This is a genomic window from Paenibacillus assamensis DSM 18201, from assembly GCF_000422445.1.
In the GTDB taxonomy this organism is placed as follows: Bacteria; Bacillota; Bacilli; order Paenibacillales; family Paenibacillaceae; genus Paenibacillus_B; species Paenibacillus_B assamensis.
The window spans coordinates 1-23,264 of sequence record NZ_AULU01000025.1; the positions used below are offsets into that span (position 1 = coordinate 1).

Here is a 23,264-nt window from a genome sequence, read left to right on the forward strand (position 1 = left end):
TATGTTCACCCCGAGGCGATATTCCATTCGGATCAAGGTATGCACTACACGAATCCTAACATACAAAAGCAGATCGCTGAGTTAGGGTTTCAGCAGTCTATGTCGCGTAAGGCTAATTGTTGGGACAATGCTTCCATGGAAAGCTTCTTTGGTCATTTGAAAGATGAGTTGGACTATAAGCAATGTACAAATTTAGAAGAATTGCGAATTTGTGTAGATGAGTACATCACATTTTATAACTCACATCGATATCAGTGGACATTAAATAAGATGACTCCTGATGAATTCAGGAGCCATCTTGTTGCTGCTTAAATCGAAAGGACCTTTTTTATATACTGTCCACTAATAGGGTTACAGTTCAGACTGGCTTTCTGGTGCCCTTTCATATTGTTATAGCGTGTTTTTTTTTATACATAGGGTACAAACCTTCACTCATATATCCTTCAATAGGGTGTGTTCTATAGACCGTACATTTAACAATGAACAGTTAAATGGAGGGTAGATCATGTATATTGAAGTGGAAAAAGGCATACATGTTTTTGTTGAGGATATTAATCCTGGAGGACAGACGAACAAAACGATCTTTTTCGTGCATGGTTGGCCGCTTAATCACAATATGTTTCAGTATCAGTACAATGTTCTGCCGCAGCATGGAATTCGCTGTGTGTGTATGGATATTCGTGGGAATGGGCAATCAGATAAGCCATGGGGTGGCTACACGTTTGATCGATTAGCGGACGACATCGCTGTGGTGCTGGAGACATTGAGACTTGAAAATATAACGCTGCTTGGTTTTTCTGTGGGCGGAGCCATTACGATTCGTTATATGTCTCGCTACAAAGGTCGTCGCGTTTCGAAGTTGGCACTAGTCGATGCCGTTTCTCCTTCATTCGTGAAAGATGCAGATTCTCCTTACGGAGTTCCAAGAGAACAAGCAGATGCCCTTATTAAACAAATGTACGTGAATTTACCTGTATTTCTTAGTGGTCTGTCTCCATCTTTTTTTAATCGGAATTTAGGCAATGCAACGAATGATTGGTTTGTAAATATGGCTTTGGATTCCGCTTCATATGCCCTTATTAAATTATTGCAAGCAGCAGCTAATGAAAATGTAGAAAAAGATTTAAGTCAAATTCAAGCGCCAACAGCCATTTTTCATGGTGTTCATGACCAGTTGATTCCGTACAAAAGTGCTGAATTGACGAATCAACGAATGAAGAACTCTAAGCTCTTTCCATTAACGAATAGTGGGCATGGGGCGCCAATCTGTCAAGCAGATGAATTGAATAAGCTGCTTATTGATTTTGTGAATTCGTAAAGCGAGTTGGTTTTGAGTAAGGTGGACATGTATAGGGTTAACAATGGGGCCTAGCGTATATCTGAGGCTCTATTTGTTCTGTTTCTATCGTTCAGATACAATTATTAAGAATCTGTACTTTTAATTCGGGCATATAGTTCTGCTATAATGGTGACGTTGTAAACTTCTTATAGGGGATGAAAAGAAATGACGCGTATTACCATTCTCATCGCGGATGACGAACCAGAAATCGCAGAGTTACTCGCGCTGCACATAAAAAAAGAGGGTTACTACCCAATTGTCGTATCTAACGGTAAGGCGGCGATCCAAGCTGTGGAGTCGAACGCTATTGATCTAGCTGTACTTGACATTATGATGCCTGAAATGGACGGGTATGAGGTAACGCATCGTATTCGTGAGCTTAGCTCCATGCCTATTATATTCCTAAGTGCGAAGGCAACGGATTTGGACAAAATTACAGGCTTGGTTAGAGGAGCAGATGATTACGTCACAAAGCCCTTCAATCCGATGGAACTGATTGCTCGTGTCAATGCTCAGCTGCGGCGTTCGATGCAGTTGAACCAACAAGCACCAGCGATAAAGCCAATACTAGAATTCGGGGGATTATCGATTTCGTATGATCAGCGTACGGTTTCCCTTTATGGCAATGCTATCGAACTAACTCCGAAAGAATTCGATATTTTATATTTGTTAGCCAGCTCTCCGAAGAAAGTGTATCCTACAGAGCTTATTTTTCAACAGGTGTGGGGCGAAGCTTATTTTGAAGGCGGGAACACGGTAATGGTACATATTCGTACCCTGCGCAAAAAGCTAGGAGAAGATAAGAATAAGTTTATCAAAACGATTTGGGGAGTAGGGTATACCTTCAATGGCTAAGTTGAAAATGATACAAAGTTTTCGTGCGAAAATGATTATGATGTTAGGCTTGAGTATGCTGTATTCCGGTATCGTTACATTTGCCACCTATAAGGTGTTTCAGACATACTATCATCTGACTGTAAAAATGGAGAGCCCACTTGCGGACGTGCGATTCTTTATTAAAAAAATTGGCGATATTAACTTTTTCTTAATTTTCTTTATTCCATTATCGATTTTTTTCTTCTTTCTACTTACGAAACGATATGCGAATTATTTTAGTCAAATATCGGATGGTATCCATCATCTTGCGAATGGTGACTTCAATCATCGAGTCCAACTTGCCACGAAAGATGAGTTTGGTGCTATTGCAGCAGACATCAATGCAGCTAGTGTTCAATTGCAGGAGGCCGTGAAGAGAGGCGACTTTGCCGAGAGCAGTAAAGAACAGCTGATATTGAATTTGGCACATGATTTGCGCACGCCTCTTACTTCGGTTCTAGGATACTTAGACTTCATTTTAAAGGACGAGCATCTAACTCCTGAACAAACGAAGCATTATACGACAATCGCCTATACAAAGTCGAAACGACTGGAAAAGCTGATTGATGAGCTCTTTGGTATTACGAAAATGAATTACGGTATGGTTTCGATGGAGCGGCAATCAATTGATTTGAGCGAGCTGCTACACCAGTTAAGCGAAGAACTGTATCCAATGTTTGAAAGTAATCACCTCATTTCGAGAATTAGAGTGGCTTCTGATTTGACGATTCAAGGGGATGGCGAGCTGCTTGCGCGCGTATTTGAAAATTTGCTGACCAATGCCATTCGCTATGGGAATGATGGTCAGTTTGTAGATATTAATGGATTTGTTGAGGATAGAGATATCGTCGTACAGGTTGTGAACTATGGCTCCCAAATTGATCCGGAAGATTTGCCGCATCTGTTCGACATGTTCTACATAGCGGACAAAGCAAGGACGCATCAGGAGGGCAGTACAGGTCTGGGCTTATTTATTGCGAAAAATATTGTAGAGCAGCATCAAGGCTCCATCACGGCCGAGAGTAATGTGGTTCGTACAAAGTTTGAAGTAAGGCTGCCGCGACGTAAGGAAACAACTGAAACTTCTTCACTTTCAGCAAATACGTAATCCTTAATGTAGAAACAGTAAAATGATAAATTATTTCGGGTTTGCTCACATCCTTTCTATTTATTGAAGTGCTCGACTGACAATCGACATATTCAACAATAGAAAGGATGTTTTTTAATTTCATTGAAAAACCAAGATATTGCTGCCGAGATTTGTTGCGTGAGGTGCTGAACGTACACTCTAACAACAGCGATAGTGAGAGTGGTTCATACTGAAGAAATTCAGGTTATAAAAATGGGCTGCTATAAATACATGTATAAAGTAATTTCATAATATTGTTCATTGCTTAAAGGAGGAAGAGTTGATGGAGAGACCTATTGGAATTATTGTATCTGAACCAAGACCTTTAGCAGGCCAAGGCAGTCGCTCAAGCGGTAACTTTTCGACTAAATGGTTTGGAGGCGCACACCGTATGCTTGTTGAAGTGACTGTAGATGGCCAAATTGATGAAACGATTACATTTAGTATTGCTGAAGACCGAAGCGGCAACGATCCTGTTAAAGCTCGTAACGTACATAACAATACAGAACTAGAGTATATCGAAAGTAATTCTCTGTATATCTGTGAAACCAAATGTCCAACGAATAAAAATTTTACGGTTACAATTAAACCGTATGTGAATTAGTGGATTTAAACATTAACTTTTTATAAAACACTTCGGGAGGACAAATAATGAGCAGACCTATTGCTGTTGTCGTATCGAATTTTTCTGACTTAGAAAATCAACGAAGCCGTGCAAGCGGTAATTTTTCAACCGTATGGTTTGGATCCTGCAAAGCTATGGATGTTGAAGTGACGGTTGATGGGAAAATAAATAACGATATTACATTTAGCATGTCAATTGACATTGAAAATGGTAACGATATTGCTAAATATAATGAGGTTAAAAATGGATCCCGATTAGAATATTACGGCTCCAACACCTTTTATATTTGCAATGTACATACATCCTTGAGTGAACGTAAAAATTTTAAAGTAACACTCAGTCCTGTAGTGTAACCAATGAATAGGTTTGGCCATTACAAGCGAAGCTGAAGTTGCATGCCTCGACTAATCGTTAGTGCAGCCGAGATCTTATCTACAGACTTTTAAGAAAAACTTTATCTTTACCCTACTTCTTTTTAAAAAGTTTTCTTTATCCTTTCTGTATGAAAGGCATGAAGATACTGACACGAAGAAGTAGGGTTTTTGTGCGGTTAAAAATGAAAACGAGGAGTGTCCATGAAATGAGAAAGAAGCCATTAGCCATTATAGCGAGCTGCGTACTACTGGCGCTAACGACCGCATGCGGTGTCCGTGGAGAATCGAAGCCTAAGCCGAAATCGGCAGCGGGTAAAACAATCGTTACTTTCTCTATTAGAGAATCGAATCCGTTTTATCAAGTGGTGGAGAAGAAATTTGAAGCGAAGTATCCAGACATTGACTTGGAAATCCAAGCTTATAAGCAAGCTGGGGAAAAGTCGAAGCCTGGCGCGCATGCTCAGTACATAAAAACGATGAACACCGAGGTGCTAGCTGGAAAAGGCGCTGATGTCATCGAAATGAGTAGTTTGCCTGTTGATAAGTACGTAAACAAAAAGCTGCTTGTAAATTTGAGCGACTTGATGGAGAAGGACAAATCGTTAAACAAAAGTGACCTTCAGATGAATGTGCTAGATGCTAGAAAGATTAATGGTGGTTTGTATACAATGCCATACTCGTTCTCGCTAAGCGTATTTGTCGGTGATGGTGACATTTTAAACCATGCAAATGTAGACGATAAAAGCTGGAGTTGGCAGCAATTCGGTAACATTTCAAAGAATCTGATTGAGCAGACGGGCAAAGGTGATAAGCGTTACGCTATAGCGAACCAACCACCAGATTATACCCTACAGGAATTCGTAGTGGACAGCTACAAGGATCTTGTAGATAGTACGAATCAGAAAGCCAATTTTGATTCTGCCTTATTTGTAGATATGTTACAGCAAGTTAAAAGGATGTACGATGATGGGATAATGACATCGGAACCAGCGGAGCATGGGAAGCAGTTGTTTCATTCAATGAGGATCGTTTCACCAGAGGAATTTATCGGTTCCTATATGTTATATAACAATCCAAAGCTGCTGCATAAGCCGCATGCCGAAGGTCAATCAGGTGGCCCCAGAATTTTTACGGCGGATGAGCTTGGGATTAAGTCCAGCAGTAAGGTCAAAGATGAGGCGTGGACGTTTATTTCCTTCTTATTGTCGGAAGAAGTGCAATCACTACAAGAAAGACATGGGTTTTCACTGCTGACGTCACTCAATGACAAGAAGCTAAATGAGATTCAGGATCAGATGAAGAACGGCACTTATAAGTTTCCGGAAGGGAAACCGGTCAATGTGCCAATCGAAGCTTTTGCTCAGTTTAAGCAGTTCACCCAAGAAGCGAATAACTATGCAGCATGGGATGCGAAGGTAACGAACATTGTATATGAAGAAACAGTCGCCTTTTTCGCCGGTCAAAAATCTGCCGAGGATGTTGCAAAATTGATACAAAATCGGGTGACGACGTTGTTAAACGAGTAACGCAATCATGGATTTAGAGTTAGATTCCTTCAAGTAGTCATTCGTTTCTAAAAGGAAGAACAATCATGAAAATAATGTTGAGGAAATGGTCTCGTAAGGACGCCGTTGCGGCGCTCTTGTTTCTAGCTCCTAGTGTAATAGGATTTACACTATTTTATCTGGTTCCATTTCTGATGGGTGTTTCCTATTCGTTTAAAGACAATTCAGTCAGTGGACAATTCGTTGGACTGCATAATTACAAGGAGCTGCTAGACAGCGGCTCCTTCCGTAAAGCAGCATCTAATACTTTGTATTTCACGGTTATTAGTGTTCCGCTAATGCTCGTGTTGTCATTAGGACTCGCTTTGCTGCTCAATCAGCATCTATACCTTCGCAACTGGCTAAGAACCGCCTACGTCCTGCCGTTAGTTATTCCTGTAGCTTCTATTATTCTCATCTGGCAAATACTATTCGACTGGAATGGTTCTCTGAACGCTTGGTTGGAGTACTTTGGCATGGATCGAGTAGATTGGATGAAGACAGACGCAGCTCGTAATGTTGTCATTGTCGTTTATTTATGGAAGAACATTGGTTATAACATCATTTTGTTCTTAGCAGGTCTGCAGCAAATACCAAAGGATTATTATGAGACTGCACAAGTAGAAGGGGCAGGGAGACTGCGCCAATTTCGCAGTATTACGCTCGTCTATTTGACTCCGATGATCTCATTTATTGTGTTAATGTCGATCATTAATTCGTTCAAAGTATTTCGGGAAACGTACCTGATTGCAGGCGATTATCCGCATGACAGTATTTATACGCTGCAGCATTTTATGAACAATATGTTTATGGCACTCGATATTCAGAAGCTAATGGCGGCTGCTGTGATGATGGTTGGCTGTATTTTAATCATTGTATTCGTATTATTCGCGTTAGAACGCCGATTCCAGAAGTCAATGGAATAAGGGCGGGAGGGAAGCAGAGTTGAAACGAAGTAGAAATGTGCTGCAGCGTTTGGCACTAACGGTTGTAATGACCGTCATAGCAATCATTTTGTTGTTTCCTATTGTGATTACATTCACGAATTCGATTATGACACAGCTCGAGATGGAGATAAATTATGGATTGATCGGAGTAATGAAGGAAGTACAACCAGGTGAAGAAAACCCATTCGTGAACCTCAAACTATTACCTGATAAAGTATCGTGGGAGCAATACGAGAAAGTGTTGATCGATAGTCCATTTTTTCTAAAATTGTTCTGGAATTCTGTATTCCTCATGGTGCCCATTATTGTGGGACAAACGATTGTAGCTGCTTTCGCTGCCTATGCGTTTTCCAAGTTGAGATTTTATGGGCGAGAGACGTTGTTTGTCCTCTATGTGTTGACGATGCTTATGCCATTCCAAGTTACACTCGTGCCGAATTACATTATGGTGGATAGGCTTGGGATGTTAAATAATGCAAGTGCGATCATTTTACCAGGTATATTCGCGGCTTTTGGCGTGTTTATGCTGAGGCAGTTCATGCAGCAAATCCCTTATGCTTACATCGAGGCAGCTAAAATAGATGGTGCTGGGCATTTTCGAATTTTTTGGACTATTATTTTTCCTATGGTGAAACCAGGTGTTGCCGCCCTTGTTGTACTCCTGTTCGTTGACTATTGGAACATGGTAGAGCAGCCGCTTATTTTTCTAGAAGATCCGTTTGAACAGCCCTTATCGGTATATTTATCAGAAATTAATAAGGGAGAACGAGGTGTTGCTTTTGCAGCTTCGATGCTATATATGACTCCGATGGTATTATTGTTTATGTATGCAGAATCAAATTTTATTGAAGGGATTCAACTATCTGGAATTAAGGGGTAGTTCAAGTGGTTAGGAGGAAGTGCTTTGAACATAGGGGTGCAAATACTGAAAGATGGCAACGATGCAAAGCGTAAACGATACATTCAAGTCGCATTCCTTTTATTCATCGGGGTATTGATATTTTTTACGTTATTTAGCAATACGTTAGAGTCGATAAGATTACCGAAAGTGACCACGGAAAAGCCTATACTAGGAGCTGTTGAACATAAGCTCGAAGGAAAAGCTGTGCTCCAGCCTATTGTAGAAGTTAAGTTAGTAGGTCCAGTGGAGTGGGAAGTACAAACGATTCATGTTAAAGAAGGAGATCGAGTAAAAAAGGGACAACTTCTTATCCGTTATGATAGTACCGATGCGGAACGGGAATTGCTTAATGATACTGCTGAATGGAAGAAGGAGCAAATTGTACTTCAAAATATTCAGGATAAGTTTATTGAAATTGCAAGAGAAGGCGACGAGATGGCTGTTCGCACGGCGAAGCGAGACTTGGCAACGCATAAGCTCAATATGGAAATATTAGAACGCAATATACTTGAAAAGAGAGAGAAGTTAGCAGCAAAGAAGGAGATTGTAGCCCCTTTTGATGGTCTAATTACAAAGCTGAATGCCGTACAAGGAATGCGATCATCTGGTGAGCCTGATGTGCTGATTGCAGATAGCCGAGCAGGCCATCAATTTGAATTGCAGGTTGATGCAGCGTTGGTGTCTAATTTGGAACTCGCGGTTCATCGTAAAATAGCCGTTGAAGTTCCAATTACGTCAAAACAACCGGCGAGGACGATTGATGGGACGATTATGAATATTGCGCATGCAGCATCTCGAATGGAGCAATTGAACCAGGAGTCAAGTGAGGGTGCTAGTGTCAGTGTTACGCAAATGATGATCCAAGTCAAACTAATAGACCCAACGCTTAAAGGTGGCGAACAAGTATCTGTTACGGTTACGAATCGTTCCAAAGAACAAGGGTTGCTCATTCTGGATAAGGCGGTTCATCAAGATCGCAAAGGCAAGTTTGTTTATAAAGTGGAGGAGCAGAGGGGCGCACTAGGCAATGTATTCGTGGCCAGAAAAGTAAAGATTGATTATATGGAATCAAGCGAGCATGATACGATGATTCAGTCGAATGAATTAGTTGAAGACGACCAAATTATTTTAGAAAGCAGTGAACCATTACAGGATAATAATCGGATTCGTTTAGAGTAAAAATAGTCGTAAACAAAAATAAAAGCTTATATATAGGAGTATTCATTCATTTCTCGTAGTATGGTCAAGCTGCTGCTGCGAAATGAAGGGATACTCCTTTCTATTATCTTTATGTTGACAATTTTCAGGTTAGGATTACTATGATAGTGTGGCATGAATTTAGACGGATATCTACAACCTTATAGGGGGGAATACGATGTCTCAACAACCTGTTTCTTATCAGGAAATTGAACCGAAGCTGCAAACGGGAGACATTTTTTTAGCGCATGGTGTATCAGGAGAAAGTTTACGTGTCGAGAAGCTGGAGCACTGTTTGTGGTCACATGTCGCGATGGTCGTTCGTGGACCGAATGACGAAGTATTACTGTGGGAATCCACCTCTTTAGACAATTTAGAGGACATATGCTTCCATGTTAAGAAGTCGGGGCCACAGCTCGTAAAATTGCGGGAAAGACTGACGACGGATTTGAAGGGTAACTACGATTCGATGTTTGCCATTCGTTTGCTTGACGTCGAACGGACGCACAGTATGAATGATCATTTGGAAACGTTTATTGCCCAAGTGCACAATGCTTCATTCCCTAGTACCCTCCGGATGTATTGGGAGGTTTTAGAGGGGAAGCTAGGCGTCAAATCTTCCTTTAAAGACTTTTTTTGCAGTAAGTTAGTAGCAGAAACCTACATACAGTTAGGACTTCTTTCAGCGACAAAACCTCCAAATAGCTACGAACCTAGAGATTTTTCAGCACAACGTCCGCTTTCATTATTGAAGGGTGCTCGCCTCAGTGAAGAAATTCTTATTGATGTTAATTCCATTTAGCGATGAGGTGGCAGAGTCTCATTCGTCTTTTCTTATATTTACTTCTATGTATCACAGTACATCCTGCTAACGTCGATGCCAACAACGCTATTTCACCTGTAAACGGTGAGATTAAGGTAGATGAATGGGACTTTGAACGGGACGGGACGATCAAGCTGGACGGTGAGTGGGCTTTTTATTGGCAGCAACTGCTTAAACCTACCGACTTTCCTCTCCGATCTGGATCAATGGCGAGTACATATGTCAATGTACCTGACTATTGGTCCAACTACAAAGTGAATGGATTGCCACTTCCGTCAGAAGGATATGCCACGTATCGGTTAACCGTTAGTGGTCTGCAATCAGGAGAGCAGCTAGGACTCAAACTGCGCAACGTATATTCTTCGTACGCGTTATGGGTAAATGATCGTCTGGTTATCTCAATAGGTTTACCAGGAGTAACTCCTGAAGAAACAAAGCCACAATTCGGCGCTTCTACCGTTGTGCCTATTGCGCCTAGTTCAGATGGAAAGCTAACTATTTTGCTGCAGGTAGCCAATTATGAGTATCCCAAGGGTGGTATCAATAACTCTCTTATACTTGGTAATGCCAAACAACTATACCATGAGAAATCGGGCGAGCTTGTACAAGACAGCTTTATAATCGGTTCGCTAATGGTTATGGCAGTATACCATCTTTTCTTGTACGGATTACGACGTAATGATGTTATTTCGCTATATTTCGGATTATTTTGTCTATGCATTGCCGTGAGAACAATGCTTGTAGGATCCAGATATATATTAGAAGTTTTTCCGATGATATCGTGGGAATGGTTTGCGAAAGCATCGTATTTGACGGTATACGTAGGTGAATTTTTCTTAATTTCATTTATCTATCATTTATTCCCTCAATATTTGTCACGTATCGTGTGGCGGACGACACAAGGGCTAACGCTTGTCTTAACTGTGCTAGTCATTGTAACAGATGTGAAGGTGTACGATTACTCTCTAATCTTCTTTGAGGTGTATTCCGTAGGCTTAGTCTTATATGCTGTGTATGCAGCTATTCAGGCCATCCGTCAACGGCAACAAGGGGCGATTCTACTCTTTTTAGGATTCAGTCTGTTATTTGTGACAGCTCTAAATGATACATTAAATCGCAAGGGAATTTTAGAAACACCAGCATTATTGCAACTGGGTGTGTTGGGTTTTGTGTTTTTGCAAGCTTTGCTGCTGTCGATGAAGTTCACGCGAGCCTATATACAAGTAGAACGACTTTCAGATCGGCTATTGACGCTAGATAAGCTAAAGGATGACTTTTTAGCAAAAACTTCGCATGAGCTGCGTACACCTCTCCATGGCATTATTGGATTGGCTGATGCGCTTATAGATGGCAGCTCGGGAAAGCTCAATTCACCTGTAATAGAGCTGCTACAGCTTATCAAAATAAGTGGACAGCGGTTAGCTCATTTAGTGGATGATATATTAGACTTCTCGAAGCTGAAGCATCAAGAGATCGTCTTAGTTCCAGTAACCGTTAATTTACGACTAGCGGTTGAGCTGACTATTCAAGTCGTTATGCCTTTAGCAAGGAATAAAGGGCTGTTGCTGTCACAAGAACTAGCGGATAACTTATACGTCATTGCTGACGAGAACAGGCTTCAGCAAATTCTGTATAACCTGATTGGCAATGCTATTACGTATACAGATACAGGGTCTATCATTATTAAAGCATATAGGCAGCATGGACAAGTTATCGTGAAAATTGTGGATACCGGAATCGGGATTGAAAAATCGGATCAAGCGAGAATTTTTGATTCTTTCGAGCAATTGCATTCCTATAACAGACCCTCTCAAGGAGGAAGCGGAATTGGGTTGTCTATCACGAAGAAGCTCGTCGAGCTTCATGGAGGATATATTGAGGTCATTTCACGCCCAGGTCACGGATCTACCTTTACCTTTACGCTTCCTTGGGCTGGAGAAGAAAAGCCATTAACAGCTCCACTTCCAAATACTAATCCGGTTCCACTTGAGTCAATTTCGCAATATGAGTTAGGGGGAGCAGAAGTAGAGGCTTTTGATACTCATATGCAGACTCTTCCCGCAGTGCTCATTGTGGACGATGATCCAATCAACATACAGGTGTTGGTGCAATTTTTAACAGGCCGGTATGCAATCCGTTCGACATGTAATGGTCAAGAGGCTATTGACTGGATTCAAGAAGGGTACAAGCCAGATATTGCTTTGCTGGATGTCATGATGCCTTATGTATCTGGGCTTCAAATCGGTGCAGAAATACGTCGTTACCACACTTCAGGCGAACTACCGGTTATTTTCCTTAGTGCAAAAAGTCAAATCACGGATTTAGTTGCGGGCTTTCAACATGGAGGAAATGATTATTTAATGAAACCGTTTGATAAACAGGAGTTATTTGCTCGATTGGAGCTGCACTTGCAGCTAGCTCGTTGGCATACATCGTTGGAACATGAAGTGAAAGCTAGAACCAGTGAACTTGAGCAATCGATGGAAGAACGGGCTAGAGCTATAGCGGAGATTTCTGTGCTCGCAGAACGAAATCGGATAGCTAGGGATATTCATGATCATGTTGGGCATATTCTTACCGCCGGCGTTGTACAATTAGAAGCTGGTATGAAGCTAATGAGTGTAAATTCTCCTGACTCATTAGAGAAGCTGAAGCTTGTATCTGAGCTAGTTCGTAAGGGGCTTCACGAAATGAGGCAGTCTGTGCATATGCTCGCTGAACAGCCGATCGATAACCTTACCTTTCAAGATTACTTGGTTCAGATCATCAGAGATGCTGAGCAATATGCAGATGTCAAAGTAGATCACTGTATTGAAATGACAGAGAGAAACTTAGAAGATGACACGAAGAAATTAATTCGTAACGCCCTACAAGAGGGAATAACGAACGGCATCAAACACGGGAAATGCACACATTTCCGATTTGAACTAAAGGAAACTTCTGAATACATTCAGTTTAAACTAGAAAATGATGGCGTGCCTTTCGGCGCTGAGCAGTTGGGCTTCGGGCTGACTATGATTCGCCAATCCGTTCAACGTGTTGGCGGAACTTTCACAATTAGCACGAAGGATGGCACAGGCTGCGCGCTAACCTTTATCATGCCGCACATAAGGAGTGACCAAGTGTGTCTAGCATAACGATACTAATTGCAGAAGATCAGAGGCTTGTACGTGAAGGATTAGAAACGATTATCAATCTTGAGCCCGATCTTAAAGTCGTGGCAACAGCGGATAATGGGTACAACGCCTGTGTATTAGTTGAGCAATTACGACCGCAGCTCGTATTAATGGACATTGAGATGCCTGTCATGAATGGAATTATGGCTACACAACGGATTAAGCAGTTGTATCCCGAAACTATCGTATTAATCCTTAGCACTTTTACGGATGAGGACTATATTATCGAAGGGCTGGCGAATGGCGCGTCTGGTTATTTGCTGAAAGACTTTTCATCGGACAAACTAACTACTTCGTTGAAAGAGGCGGCTCGGGGTGAATTGATGCTGCCATCTAAGCTTGCAGCAAAGCTCGCAGCTCGACTTCGCCTGGCAGCGCCTCCTCGGCTTGCAGTACGTGATTATGGGCTTACACCACGTGAACTTGAAATTGCAAAGTTAATAGTATCGTACAAAAACAATAGGGAAATTGCGGATACGCTTTACATTGCGGAAGGAACAGTTAAGAACTATATTAGTATGATCTATGAAAAAATCGGCACCAATGATCGAGCCAAAGCCATTTCGATATTAACTGATACGCTGGAAGGAACCATGTTTAATCATTAGTCAATGTAATGTCTATTTAAATGGCATTTCTTACACCGACTCATTATAGGGTCGGTATTTTTGCGTTTCTTATATAAAGGATATCTCTAAACTTCAGTGATGACTAGTTACTTCAGTCATAGGTAAGTCATATGACGAACTACACACTCCAGTCACTTACCTTGTATATGCATCTCCGCTATGATGAGGTCAACAGTACGACGACCGAATTGCAAATGAATGCTTCGAGTAGTGCTTAAAGGAGGTAAGTGTATGAATGCTTTGAATGCGACACAATCCGCAGAAATACGTGCGAAATCTGCAGCGGCAGGACCAAAACCGATTAAACCTTGGACCATTTTACGCTATGACACGGATCGATTTCCATTTGCCAAAATCATATCTCGTGATGTGTATAAGGTGAAACAGTTAGATTTACTTCACGAATTTGTGAAATCGAAGCGCAAGTTACTAGGTATGAGTGATATATTAACTCAAAAAGATAATTTGAGTGCCATAGCATTATTTCAAAAAAGCACGAAGGATTCTCCTTTTTATTTGTTCTATCATCACTTCATGCAAAAAGTGCTCTCTCCATTAGTGGGAAGTTCATTATCCTATTCAAGTCATCCCAATATGCGTGTTCATTTCCCTGGGACAGATAGTGAGAGCAGCTTCCATCATGACATCCTCGTTACCCGTCGAATGGATCAAATGAATTGTTGGATGCCTTTTACAGATGTTGACGGAACAGCAACGCTCTGGTTAGAAAGTGATTATGGTCGCGGCGATTATGCGCCAGTACCTGTACAGTATGGGGAAGTGCTTATATTTGATGGGGGGTATTTGGGGCATGGTTCTGTTCCTAACGAAAGTAATGGAACAAGAATTAGTCTCGATATGCGCTTTTCCTATAAAGGGGCTAATACGCGCATAGAGGGAGTCACCCTCCTGAACCAAATCGTACAGCGGAACGAAAGTGGATACGGTTTTAAACGAATGTACCGTTAAGTGATTCAACAACGTGTGAACCATATGTTGGTCATATTGAAAATAAAGGAGTTGGCGTCGCCACGCACTGACGACGCCAACTTTATGCGTGATAGGTTAGTATTTAGCTGCCCAAACTTCGATTTCGACTTTAAGCGAATCAACTGCTAATGCCGGAATATAACAAAACGTCATAGCTGGTGTGGCACCTCCGTGAAACTTCTCCCAAGCTTCATCGAAATAGTCCCAATCCATTTCTTCCGTTGCCCAAATATTCACCTTAAAAATATTGTCTGCAGTCACTGATTGGCTTTGCAAAACACGTAATATGTTCTGGAGCGTATTATGCAATTGCTGTTTTAGCTCCGGAGGGATATGTCCCTGTAAATCGCTTCCTACTTGACCAGACAATACGAGCAAATCAGCGCCTCGTGGGACAACAGTGAGGTGAGTGTACGGACCCATAGGAGGGACCAATGTAGTTGGATTGATACGCTGAACCCGTTTCTTCTCAGCCAATGTGTTATCGGAAGCTTCTGCTCTAACGATAGCCAACGTCTGATGATCTTCCCAACGGCCATTTATTTTTACATTTTTCATAGCAATACCTTCTTTATGGAAGCCAGACTTCAGCAGCACTTTCATGGAACCTTGATTATGTAGCATAACACCAGCCTCAATCCGATGGAGGCCCAATTGCCTAAAAGCGTAGTCAACAACTAATGTAACTGCCTCCGTCATATATCCTTTCCCGTTGTGAGCTTGATCAAGGAAATAGCCAATCCAGCAGCTTTGCAGGTTATAACGTACAACCTCTGTTAAAGAGACTTCACCAATGACCTGCCCCGATTGCTGCAAGCAGATTACAAATAAATAACCTCGATCTGCTTCTTTTAACTCCATCTCTTCCTTAATTCGATCGATCTGGCCTGCAAGGGTATAGAAAGATTCCTCTCTTGAACCAGTGAAAGCTTGAAAGAACTCGCGATTGTTTCTTTCTAGTGCGAGTAGGTTCTCGGCATCGGATTCCTCAACCAATTTTACATAAATGTTTTCTCCGTTTAATCGTGTCATCGTTCATTTCTCCTTTTTGTTAAATAATAAAAAACACCACAGGAACCCTGTGGTGTACGAATCAAAATCAAAATAGATAACCACAAGGAAGCGACCTGTGGTGTTTAAGATCCACTGTATCCTAAGTCATGATCACCTTAGATAGAAGTCGCCGAATATCGAATTTGGACAGACGTATCCCGTGGTTAAATAGATCAAAGAAAACAGCAGTAGAATATCCTGTGCCTTTAGACAAAGATTGCAATGATCGTTTCTTCATGAGGATACGCTCCTTTCGTGTAGTGGTAGATAGGATAAATACATTTGCTATTGCTCATCCGTTCATTCATACATGTCTAAAATTATATGTGAAATGGCGAGCGAATGCAAGTTGTACGAACTCCGCAATGTGCAGCGTTCTTCAACCGTGCATAATGCTAGAGAAGGGAAACATAATAACGATTACAATTCGAACTATGATCGTAGGGATGCATACGGATGAATGATTTTGCTCACGTAGATTTTTGGGAAATGATCATCAGAGCTACTGCTGCGTTTGTTATCATATTATCGGTAACTCGTTTTCTTGGAAAAAAACAGCTCAGTCATCTTACTTTCTTTAACTATGTTACAGGTATCACAATAGGCTCTATCGCTGCTGATATTGCAGGTGAAACAGAAACGCCATTTTTCAATGGTGTTGTCAGCATTGTCTGGTGGTCGGTGTTAACGATACTTGTCGGATTTATCGCGCTCAAATCAACTAAAGTACGTATTTTGCTGGACGGAGAACCAACAATCCTTATTAAAAGGGGGAAAATTATGAAGCAGGCTCTTTATAGCAGTCGTTTAAATTTGGATGATTTGAGTATGATGCTTCGAGAAAACAATGTTTTCAGTACGAAAGACGTAAATTATGCCATTCTTGAGCCTGACGGGAGATTAAGTGTATTAATGAAAGAAGCTCAACAGCAGGTAACGAAAGCAGATATGAACATTGCTCCTAGGAAATTTGTTTATCTTCCTTCCGAAATTATTGCAGATGGAAAAATCGTATACAAAAATTTGAAGGAATTAAATCTTACTGAAGTTTGGGTACATAACGAATTAAAGAAACACGGAATTCGATCGGTAGAAGAGGTTTTGTATGCCGAAATTCAACAAGATGGATCGTTATTTATAGATAAATGTTAATTTGGGCGTGTTCAGGTTAAGCAGCATTTTAGTCAGGCTGGAATGAAATGATGTATCAAGGGAAATCTTATCCGAGTGAGCAGTAACCAGCCTTGGAATGAAGAAAGAGGATGCATCAATGGAGGAACAAAAGAAACATGATTTAGTTGCACTTGCCTCGATACCGCTAATCATGACGTTGGCCAACTCGATGCTTATTCCCGTGCTGCCTTTGATGCAGAAGAAATTAGGAATTACCTCTGTGATGACCAGCTTAATCATAACGGTTTATGCAGCTGTATCCATCGTATGCATTCCGATAGCAGGATACTTATCTGACCGTTACGGTCGCAAGTTAATCATCACGATCGGATTAATTATTGCAGCCATCGGCGGCGTTGTATCAGGCTTATCCGCTTGGAAATTAGAACAGAATGCCGCGTATATCGGTATTCTTATTGGCCGATTTATCCAAGGCATTGGTGCAGCAGGGGCATTTCCTATCGTGATTCCATTGGTCGGGGATATGTTTAAAAGTGATGAGCAAGTAAGCAGTTCACTCGGCATGATCGAGACATCGAATACATTTGGCAAAGTACTAAGTCCTATACTGGGCTCTGCGCTTACGTTAGTAGTCTGGTTTCTTCCGCTTGCGATAATACCGTTCTTCTGTTTGATCTCGATAGCTGCGATCGCAATCTTCGTCAAGGTGCCTAAGAAAAACAACCAGCAAAAGATCACGTTCAAAGCATTCCTCCATGATGTTGGCGACATTTTATACAAGGATGGCCGTTGGTTGTATGCGATTTTCGTAATCGGTGGGATCACGATGTATATTATGTTTGGGTTTTTGTATCATATGTCCACAATGCTGGAGGACAAGCATGGAATCGAAGGAATTAAGAAAGGCGCTTTGCTTGCCATTCCGTTAAGTGCCATCTGCCTTGCATCCTATTTGACTGGTAAATTAATTGGGACCGACAAATGTAAAATGAAGTGGATTAACTTTACGGGTACAGTCATTTTGACCGTAAGTATGGGGATGTTTTTATTTCTGGATACGACCAAGCTGCTAACGAATCTTATTCTCTTGTCCGTTGGAGGAATAGGGATTGGTCTCATATTGCCAAGTCTGGATGCCTTAATTACAGAAGGGATAGATAAAAAGCAGCGAGGGACGATTACGTCTTTATACAGCAGTATGCGTTTTATCGGTGTTGCAGCGGGTCCGTTGATCACTTCATTTTTTTTGGATAATGATAAAATGGTGTTCTATATATTCACGGGTGCAGGCCTCCTATGCTGCGGCATCGCTTTGTTCGCCATTCATCCAAGCAAAGAGCGGCAAGAGGAAGAGGGATTGATGCCCACTTAACATGTTTCAGGTTAGGGTGAAAAGATTTGGAGATGAGTAGTTGATCTCGTAAAAAAGCCACTCTGAAGAGTGGCTTACATTCATAATGAGCTATATAAGTATGATGAGCTCTATAAGTGCAGGCGTCTACATAAGCCTTTCAATTATGGTTTAGTCGTATGCTGCTTGAGCATTTCATAATCGGCTGCTGTATAGTTACCCATATGCCATAAGGAAACACCTTGCAAGCCGTAAAACTTGGCCAGCCATATTTTATGTTCAATACTTTGCGTATTTTCATACCAAATCTCGTGGCTGCCGCGGTCATCTTTGAACGTAATTTTGCTTAAAAAGTACGGTGTCACGAATTCCACTTTGCTGCCCGATTTGGCTGCCCGCTCTTCCACTAACTTGATAGATGGTTGTTCTGACACCCTCGTTCCATCTGGTCGTGTTATCCATTGATTCGCTTGCTTTGAAATACCTAACACAAGCTTTTCTTTCGGTATTACTTTCAATGCCGCTTGTATCGTTTCATTGACCAATGGCAGGGGAGCAGATGGAAGCCTGCTCTCCATATGTGTATAATCGTAAGCCATAAGAATCACTTGGTCGGCAATCGCACCGATTGATTTGTAATCGTAGCCTTTATACCAGTTTGTTGGTGGAACTGCTACGGAAAAGGTAAACCCATTCAAGCTCTGTTTCAACTCTCGTAAAAAAGATACAAAGGCAGCCTGCTCCGATTCTTTCTTAATACCTTCAAAATCAATAGAAATCCCCGAAAACCCATATGGATTATTCGCCATTTCCGATTGAACAGACTGAATAAAGGCTTGCTGCGCAGGAAGATCTGTAAGGAACTTGCTTAATTGACCTTTGCCGTTATGTGCAAATATACTCAGCTCTTTCTGTACGTTGTGCTGATCCGCAATCTGGATCGCAGCTTCCCAGCCACTAGGCACCGCATACTCACCAGCTTTCATATCCAATGAAGCGACGCCATCAGCTGTATAGCTAAGTTCGGACCAACCAAATTTGACGTCATTTAAATGGCTCATTTGATTCGCTTGTTTGAATGATTCAATCGCATAATAACCGATCCCGGATAGAGGCTGATCTTTAATTCGTTCATTGATGACCCGCTCAATAATAGACGCGGCTTCTTTTCTTGTTAAAGATGCATTTGGTCGAAATGCGCCTGTTTTATCGCCAACCATAATGCCTAGAGAGGAGCTGTAGTAAAGCTCAGGCAAATAGTTCGGGTTTATTTTGTTAGCATCTGCAAAGTTATGATTGCTCTGTTCGTCCTTCCAGCCAGAATCTTTCCATGCTTTACGTTCTGCGTCCGTCTTTTGTTGCAGCAGCAGGTTGCCTGTAAGTACAGCCACTTCTTCTCTCGTAATCTCATTTTTAGGTTTGAATTGACGATCCTTAATCATGAATTGGATCAGACCTTGATCATAAGCGTGTTTTACATAATCATAGGACCAGTAAGCAGCATCCTGCATATCTTTTAATTTCATCGAGGTACCTGATTTTGACTCGTACTGTTCTGGGTTAGCTGCCATTAGCATTTTGACAAATGCCTCTCTTGTTAGAACGTCATTCCCTTGAAAGGTACCATTGCCCATACCAGAGACAACGCCTGTTACGGACAGCTTGTAAATACTATCAGTTGCCCAATCTTTCTTCACATCGGAATACGGTTTCAATTGAGCGTTATACGCCAATGTACTTCCTGTCCCTGCAAGCAGCAACATGGCAGTGGAAAGCGCTGCTATCTTTTTGAACATCGTCATTCCTCCTACTAAATTCATCCATCTATTATACTAAACATGAGTATATTTATATATAAGTCTATGGCTATCTATCTCACACCGTATAAAAATCGTGTTCGGTATCCATCGCTTTGAACATGCTGTGCAGTTATAATCAATATATTTAGAATGTAGCGTAATAAGAGCTGAAGGATCTTAAACTTGGCAGGAGGGATAAGATGCGTAATCTGGTTCTTTATACAGACAGATTGCTTTTGAGAAAGATGATCCAAGCTGATGTTGAAGTATTAATGGAAATTTTCTCGGATTCTGAGGCTATGAAATACTATCCATCAACGAAAAATGAGCAGCAGGCGAGCGAATGGGTGGATTGGACACTGCGTAATTACGATACATATGGTACAGGGCTTTGGATCGTTGAAGATAAAGCAAAAGGAGACTTTCTTGGACAATGCGGCATAGTTCCTCAACAACTAGACGATGTAATCGAAATGGAGATAGGCTACCTGTTTGCTAGACGAGTATGGGGCAATGGATATGCAACGGAAGCTGCATTGGCTTGCAAAAAATACGGCTTTGAGCAAATGGGGTTGAGGAAGCTAATTTCTTTCGTTGATGTAAATAACACGCCATCGGCCAGGGTAGCTGAACGAATCGGAATGACGGTAGAAAAGACCATTAATAAATGGGAAAAAGATGTTTTAGTCTATGCGGTCTCCTTATAAAAGGAATAAGAGTCTATTATAAAGTTGTAGAGGCGGCTCCTTGGGGCCGTTTTATTATTTTATAAATTTGTATGAACAATGAACCTTTATTGACTCTGTGGTCTCTTATCTATGAAAAGGGGAGTGAACATGAGAGTAAGCCATCTTGTCAGACAAGCCCAAAAAGGCAACAAGGAAGCTTTAGTACAGCTCATCATGGCCGATAAGGACGCTTATTATCGTCTCGCTTATTCGTACATGGGAAACGAGCATGATGCGTTGGATGCGATGGAAGACATGATCGTTACACTTTATGAAAAGATTGACCAATTGCAAAAGGGTGAAGCCTTTTACAGTTGGAGTAAAACGATTCTCGTCAATCGCTGCAAAACGTTGCTTCGCAAAAAGGAGCGGTTGCTTCCAGTGGGAGATGAAGGAGAGTCTTCATTTGCTGCATTAACGGATGATAATCCATATCGCTATACAGAGTCAGAGATGAATATGGAGTTTCTGCTTTCTCATTTGAATGAACAGCAGCGGGAAGCGATCGAACTTCGATATGTTCATGATCTTCCATATCAGATGATTGCGGACATGACCGGCGCACCGCTGGGAACGATCAAGTCAAGAATCTCACAAGGTATTCAAAAACTGAAAGTGATGATTGGAGGTGAGCATGATGAAGACAATCGAGGAGAAGTTAAAGGAGCATAAACAGACTTTTGATACGATGCAGACTCCTTCAGAACTGGAGGGACGACTTCGAGATGCGCTTCATAACGTTCCCGATAAAAAGAAAAGCAAAAATAAAGCCGTATCCTGGATCGCATCAGCGGCTGCGGTGTTCATTTTATTGGTTGGTGTGTATCAGTATCCTGCCCTAGCTTATTATGGTGAGAAGTTCTTCAAAACGAATTGGGGCGCGCTAAGCTTTTCTGAAGTAACAGAACAAGGATATGGTCAAAAGGTAGATGAAAGTATAACGCTTAGGGACGGCACTGTCGTTACTATCAATGGTGTTATGGCGGACGATAATGTGTTTCTCATGTACTACACGATGGATCGACCAGTGGGCATCGAGTTCAAGGATGAAGATTTTCGTCGATATGGCTTCGATAAATTAACAGGATTCCTGACAGATTCAAATTCGCAAGGGTACGGTGGCGGTGATGGTAAGAACAAGTCTCAGTTCGTGGGACAGGCTAGATTTGAACCTGTTAGCCCATTTTCTAGGACATTAACGGTTAACTTCTATGAATGGATTAATGACGAGCGAGTGTTTTATCCGATTTCTTTCAAGTTTGAAGCCAATAAAGCGATGAAGAGCATTATCAAACAGGAGCTTGATCAATCCATTGAAGTCGATCATGGAACGATTCACTATAATTCTATTTCTGCTTCACCTACATCAACCCTTATTAAAGGGCGTTATGAATTTGAGGAATACCCGAGAACTTATGGCAAATACAAACTTTACGTGAATGGAATAGAAGTTCAATATAAGGGAAAGCATGGTAAAATGCCTGAATTTGAGCTTATATTTGATATGCTACCAACAGACAGAATAAATTCCATTGAGCTTGAACTTGAAAACTTCTTAGGCTATCAAAAAATAGAAGAGCCCATTTCTCTCGCTTCACCATCAGATCGGTCCATTAAAATAGGCGATGAGAAGTTATGGATTCGCAGTGTAACCAAGACCGGGACAGGCTATGATGTTGTTATTGCTAGAAGAGAATTTACAAAATTGAAATGGGATACTATATCCGTAACAGCTGGTGGTAAAGTGATTCCAGTATCATCGATTTCTGAAAGCCGTCCTTGGGATTTGAGGAATAATAATATTATGAGGGAAAACACGTTTTCCTTTAACACAAAAGATAAACCTGAATCCTTGCTGCTGGAGGATTTCACTTATATTAAAACCTACAATAAGAGAATATCTCTTCCTATCCATAAATAGAATGATCGGTTTTATATCCTGAATCAAAAACGCAGCAATAATTGTACCATTTGTATATAGGGCCGAGAGGGTCTTGTTCAGACAGTATAAGAACCCTGTCTTTCTTAAGAGACAGGGTTCTTTAACTTTTTAAATAGTCTGGATTTGTAATTGTGCCTACTTACTATTCCATTCTTCCGCTAACACGCCATATACGACATGATCGACATAATGGTCATACAACCATTCGGCTTGTCGAATGCTGCCTTCCTGCACATAGTTTAAGCGCTCAGGTATGCTTCTGCTCTTTGTATTGCCTACGGCAGCTATAATTTCAACTTTATTAAGGCTTAATTCATGAAATGCATAATCAGTCAATGCACTTGCTACTCGGGTCATAATACCATTTCCTTGATACACTTGAGCAAGCCAATACCCTATTTGAGCGACTTGGTTAGAACGGTTGATTTGATTGAATCCTGCAACACCAACAATTTGACCTTTGTATACGATAGCTGTAGTAAGATTTCTATTTTCTGCGAAGCCTGTAAGACACATTTGAATAAATGCTTTTGTATCTTCAATATTTGTTGTTTCATCGAGCCATGGCAGCCATTCTCTCAGATAGTTTCTTGAATCATTTGTTAATTTAAAAATACGATCTGCATCCTTTAGTTCTATTAATTTAAGAGATAGTTCTTCATCAATGGTATGTATGAACATTGTATCTCACCCCTATAAGATATTGG

23 protein-coding genes are annotated in these 23,264 nt (G+C 41.2%); 19 read left to right on the plus strand and 4 right to left on the minus strand.

All coding sequences use genetic code 11. From position 1 onward, the window contains the following. The 14 genes from H580_RS0113475 to H580_RS24220 all read left to right on the plus strand — a co-directional run. On the plus strand, positions 1 to 312 hold a 312-nt coding region (locus H580_RS0113475), incomplete at its 5' end, for an IS3 family transposase (RefSeq protein WP_028595266.1). Positions 313 to 505: 193 nt separating this feature from the next. Beyond that, entirely contained in the window at positions 506 to 1,318 is an 813-nt protein-coding gene (locus H580_RS0113480) for an alpha/beta fold hydrolase (protein WP_028595267.1), read from the plus strand. Between the two features lie 186 nt (positions 1,319 to 1,504). Further along, positions 1,505 to 2,194, plus strand: a complete 690-nt coding sequence (locus H580_RS0113485) for a response regulator transcription factor (protein ID WP_028595268.1) — start codon at positions 1,505 to 1,507, stop codon at positions 2,192 to 2,194. After that, positions 2,187 to 3,323, plus strand: a complete 1,137-nt coding sequence (locus tag H580_RS24215) for a sensor histidine kinase (protein ID WP_036605236.1) — start codon at positions 2,187 to 2,189, stop codon at positions 3,321 to 3,323. The genes H580_RS0113485 and H580_RS24215 overlap by 8 nt, the downstream gene beginning before the upstream one ends. A gap of 304 nt (positions 3,324 to 3,627) precedes the next feature. Then, a complete protein-coding gene (locus tag H580_RS0113495; RefSeq protein ID WP_028595269.1) occupies positions 3,628 to 3,948 on the plus strand; it encodes a hypothetical protein in 321 nt (106 codons plus the stop codon). A gap of 47 nt (positions 3,949 to 3,995) precedes the next feature. Beyond that, the gene (locus tag H580_RS0113500) at positions 3,996 to 4,322 is read left to right on the plus strand and encodes a hypothetical protein (protein WP_028595270.1); all 327 of its coding nucleotides are present in this window, start codon (positions 3,996 to 3,998) and stop codon (positions 4,320 to 4,322) included. A 227-nt stretch (positions 4,323 to 4,549) separates the two neighbouring features. Then, positions 4,550 to 5,869: an ABC transporter substrate-binding protein gene (locus tag H580_RS0113505; protein WP_028595271.1), complete on the plus strand. Its 1,320-nt coding sequence runs from the start codon at positions 4,550 to 4,552 to the stop codon at positions 5,867 to 5,869. Between the two features lie 65 nt (positions 5,870 to 5,934). Continuing rightward, complete coding sequence (locus H580_RS0113510; RefSeq protein WP_211224409.1) at positions 5,935 to 6,813, plus strand: carbohydrate ABC transporter permease; 879 nt, start codon at positions 5,935 to 5,937, stop codon at positions 6,811 to 6,813. A 67-nt stretch (positions 6,814 to 6,880) separates the two neighbouring features. Beyond that, positions 6,881 to 7,714: a carbohydrate ABC transporter permease gene (locus H580_RS0113515; protein ID WP_051217459.1), complete on the plus strand. Its 834-nt coding sequence runs from the start codon at positions 6,881 to 6,883 to the stop codon at positions 7,712 to 7,714. Between the two features lie 24 nt (positions 7,715 to 7,738). Next, positions 7,739 to 8,914 (plus strand): efflux RND transporter periplasmic adaptor subunit, encoded by a 1,176-nt coding sequence (locus H580_RS0113520; RefSeq protein ID WP_245583564.1) that lies wholly within the window; start codon positions 7,739 to 7,741, stop codon positions 8,912 to 8,914. 196 nt (positions 8,915 to 9,110) lie between these two features. Next, positions 9,111 to 9,734, plus strand: coding sequence for a hypothetical protein (locus H580_RS0113525; protein ID WP_028595275.1), 624 nt, complete (start codon positions 9,111 to 9,113; stop codon positions 9,732 to 9,734). A 2-nt stretch (positions 9,735 to 9,736) separates the two neighbouring features. Beyond that, entirely contained in the window at positions 9,737 to 12,892 is a 3,156-nt protein-coding gene (locus H580_RS0113530; RefSeq protein WP_245583565.1) for an ATP-binding protein, read from the plus strand. Continuing rightward, a complete protein-coding gene (locus H580_RS0113535) occupies positions 12,880 to 13,539 on the plus strand; it encodes a response regulator (protein ID WP_028595277.1) in 660 nt (219 codons plus the stop codon). Before H580_RS0113530 ends, H580_RS0113535 begins: the two co-directional genes overlap by 13 nt. Before the next feature lie 252 nt (positions 13,540 to 13,791). Continuing rightward, positions 13,792 to 14,529 (plus strand): phytanoyl-CoA dioxygenase family protein, encoded by a 738-nt coding sequence (locus H580_RS24220; RefSeq protein WP_051217455.1) that lies wholly within the window; start codon positions 13,792 to 13,794, stop codon positions 14,527 to 14,529. Positions 14,530 to 14,625: 96 nt separating this feature from the next. Here H580_RS24220 and H580_RS0113545 read toward each other — a convergent pair whose 3' ends face one another. Both H580_RS0113545 and H580_RS26405 read right to left on the minus strand, forming a co-directional pair. Then, positions 14,626 to 15,582 (minus strand): GNAT family N-acetyltransferase, encoded by a 957-nt coding sequence (locus H580_RS0113545; protein WP_028595278.1) that lies wholly within the window; start codon positions 15,580 to 15,582, stop codon positions 14,626 to 14,628. 121 nt (positions 15,583 to 15,703) lie between these two features. Continuing rightward, entirely contained in the window at positions 15,704 to 15,841 is a 138-nt protein-coding gene (locus H580_RS26405; protein WP_169449369.1) for a hypothetical protein, read from the minus strand. Between the two features lie 218 nt (positions 15,842 to 16,059). Here H580_RS26405 and H580_RS0113550 point away from each other — a divergent pair, with 218 nt between their 5' ends. Together H580_RS0113550 and H580_RS24225 are read left to right on the plus strand one after the other, a co-directional pair. Then, positions 16,060 to 16,755: a DUF421 domain-containing protein gene (locus tag H580_RS0113550; RefSeq protein ID WP_028595279.1), complete on the plus strand. Its 696-nt coding sequence runs from the start codon at positions 16,060 to 16,062 to the stop codon at positions 16,753 to 16,755. A gap of 118 nt (positions 16,756 to 16,873) precedes the next feature. After that, complete coding sequence (locus tag H580_RS24225) at positions 16,874 to 18,109, plus strand: MFS transporter (protein WP_036605238.1); 1,236 nt, start codon at positions 16,874 to 16,876, stop codon at positions 18,107 to 18,109. A gap of 143 nt (positions 18,110 to 18,252) precedes the next feature. Here the strand turns inward: H580_RS24225 and H580_RS0113560 are convergent, their stop codons facing one another. Continuing rightward, positions 18,253 to 19,884 (minus strand): glycosyl hydrolase family 18 protein, encoded by a 1,632-nt coding sequence (locus H580_RS0113560; RefSeq protein ID WP_028595280.1) that lies wholly within the window; start codon positions 19,882 to 19,884, stop codon positions 18,253 to 18,255. A gap of 203 nt (positions 19,885 to 20,087) precedes the next feature. Here H580_RS0113560 and H580_RS0113565 point away from each other — a divergent pair, with 203 nt between their 5' ends. From H580_RS0113565 to H580_RS0113575, 3 genes are all read left to right on the plus strand, one after another. Next, positions 20,088 to 20,594, plus strand: coding sequence for a GNAT family N-acetyltransferase (locus H580_RS0113565; protein ID WP_028595281.1), 507 nt, complete (start codon positions 20,088 to 20,090; stop codon positions 20,592 to 20,594). A gap of 129 nt (positions 20,595 to 20,723) precedes the next feature. Then, the gene (locus H580_RS0113570) at positions 20,724 to 21,287 is read left to right on the plus strand and encodes an RNA polymerase sigma factor (RefSeq protein ID WP_028595282.1); all 564 of its coding nucleotides are present in this window, start codon (positions 20,724 to 20,726) and stop codon (positions 21,285 to 21,287) included. Further along, positions 21,250 to 22,536, plus strand: coding sequence for a DUF4179 domain-containing protein (locus tag H580_RS0113575; RefSeq protein ID WP_342663191.1), 1,287 nt, complete (start codon positions 21,250 to 21,252; stop codon positions 22,534 to 22,536). Before H580_RS0113570 ends, H580_RS0113575 begins: the two co-directional genes overlap by 38 nt. Positions 22,537 to 22,692: 156 nt before the next feature. Here the strand turns inward: H580_RS0113575 and H580_RS0113580 are convergent, their stop codons facing one another. Next, on the minus strand, positions 22,693 to 23,238 hold the full coding sequence (locus H580_RS0113580) for a GNAT family N-acetyltransferase (protein WP_028595284.1): 546 nt from the start codon (positions 23,236 to 23,238) through the stop codon (positions 22,693 to 22,695). Positions 23,239 to 23,264 lie beyond the last annotated feature (26 nt).

Excerpts from the sequence above, each read along its gene's own strand:
- H580_RS0113480 (WP_028595267.1), top strand. The coding sequence starts at position 506 with ATGTATATTGAAGTGGAAAAAGGCATACATGTTTTTGTTGAGGATATT.
- H580_RS0113485 (WP_028595268.1), top strand. The coding sequence starts at position 1,505 with ATGACGCGTATTACCATTCTCATCGCGGATGACGAACCAGAAATCGCA.
- H580_RS24215 (WP_036605236.1), top strand. The coding sequence starts at position 2,187 with ATGGCTAAGTTGAAAATGATACAAAGTTTTCGTGCGAAAATGATTATG.
- H580_RS0113495 (WP_028595269.1), top strand. The coding sequence starts at position 3,628 with ATGGAGAGACCTATTGGAATTATTGTATCTGAACCAAGACCTTTAGCA.
- H580_RS0113500 (WP_028595270.1), top strand. The coding sequence starts at position 3,996 with ATGAGCAGACCTATTGCTGTTGTCGTATCGAATTTTTCTGACTTAGAA.
- H580_RS0113505 (WP_028595271.1), top strand. The coding sequence starts at position 4,550 with ATGAGAAAGAAGCCATTAGCCATTATAGCGAGCTGCGTACTACTGGCG.
- H580_RS0113510 (WP_211224409.1), top strand. The coding sequence starts at position 5,935 with ATGAAAATAATGTTGAGGAAATGGTCTCGTAAGGACGCCGTTGCGGCG.
- H580_RS0113515 (WP_051217459.1), top strand. The coding sequence starts at position 6,881 with ATGACCGTCATAGCAATCATTTTGTTGTTTCCTATTGTGATTACATTC.
- H580_RS0113525 (WP_028595275.1), top strand. The coding sequence starts at position 9,111 with ATGTCTCAACAACCTGTTTCTTATCAGGAAATTGAACCGAAGCTGCAA.
- H580_RS0113530 (WP_245583565.1), top strand. The coding sequence starts at position 9,737 with ATGAGGTGGCAGAGTCTCATTCGTCTTTTCTTATATTTACTTCTATGT.
- H580_RS24220 (WP_051217455.1), top strand. The coding sequence starts at position 13,792 with ATGAATGCTTTGAATGCGACACAATCCGCAGAAATACGTGCGAAATCT.
- H580_RS0113545 (WP_028595278.1), bottom strand. The coding sequence starts at position 15,582 with ATGACACGATTAAACGGAGAAAACATTTATGTAAAATTGGTTGAGGAA.
- H580_RS26405 (WP_169449369.1), bottom strand. The coding sequence starts at position 15,841 with ATGAAGAAACGATCATTGCAATCTTTGTCTAAAGGCACAGGATATTCT.
- H580_RS0113550 (WP_028595279.1), top strand. The coding sequence starts at position 16,060 with ATGAATGATTTTGCTCACGTAGATTTTTGGGAAATGATCATCAGAGCT.
- H580_RS24225 (WP_036605238.1), top strand. The coding sequence starts at position 16,874 with ATGGAGGAACAAAAGAAACATGATTTAGTTGCACTTGCCTCGATACCG.
- H580_RS0113560 (WP_028595280.1), bottom strand. The coding sequence starts at position 19,884 with ATGTTCAAAAAGATAGCAGCGCTTTCCACTGCCATGTTGCTGCTTGCA.
- H580_RS0113565 (WP_028595281.1), top strand. The coding sequence starts at position 20,088 with ATGCGTAATCTGGTTCTTTATACAGACAGATTGCTTTTGAGAAAGATG.
- H580_RS0113570 (WP_028595282.1), top strand. The coding sequence starts at position 20,724 with ATGAGAGTAAGCCATCTTGTCAGACAAGCCCAAAAAGGCAACAAGGAA.
- H580_RS0113575 (WP_342663191.1), top strand. The coding sequence starts at position 21,250 with ATGATGAAGACAATCGAGGAGAAGTTAAAGGAGCATAAACAGACTTTT.
- H580_RS0113580 (WP_028595284.1), bottom strand. The coding sequence starts at position 23,238 with ATGTTCATACATACCATTGATGAAGAACTATCTCTTAAATTAATAGAA.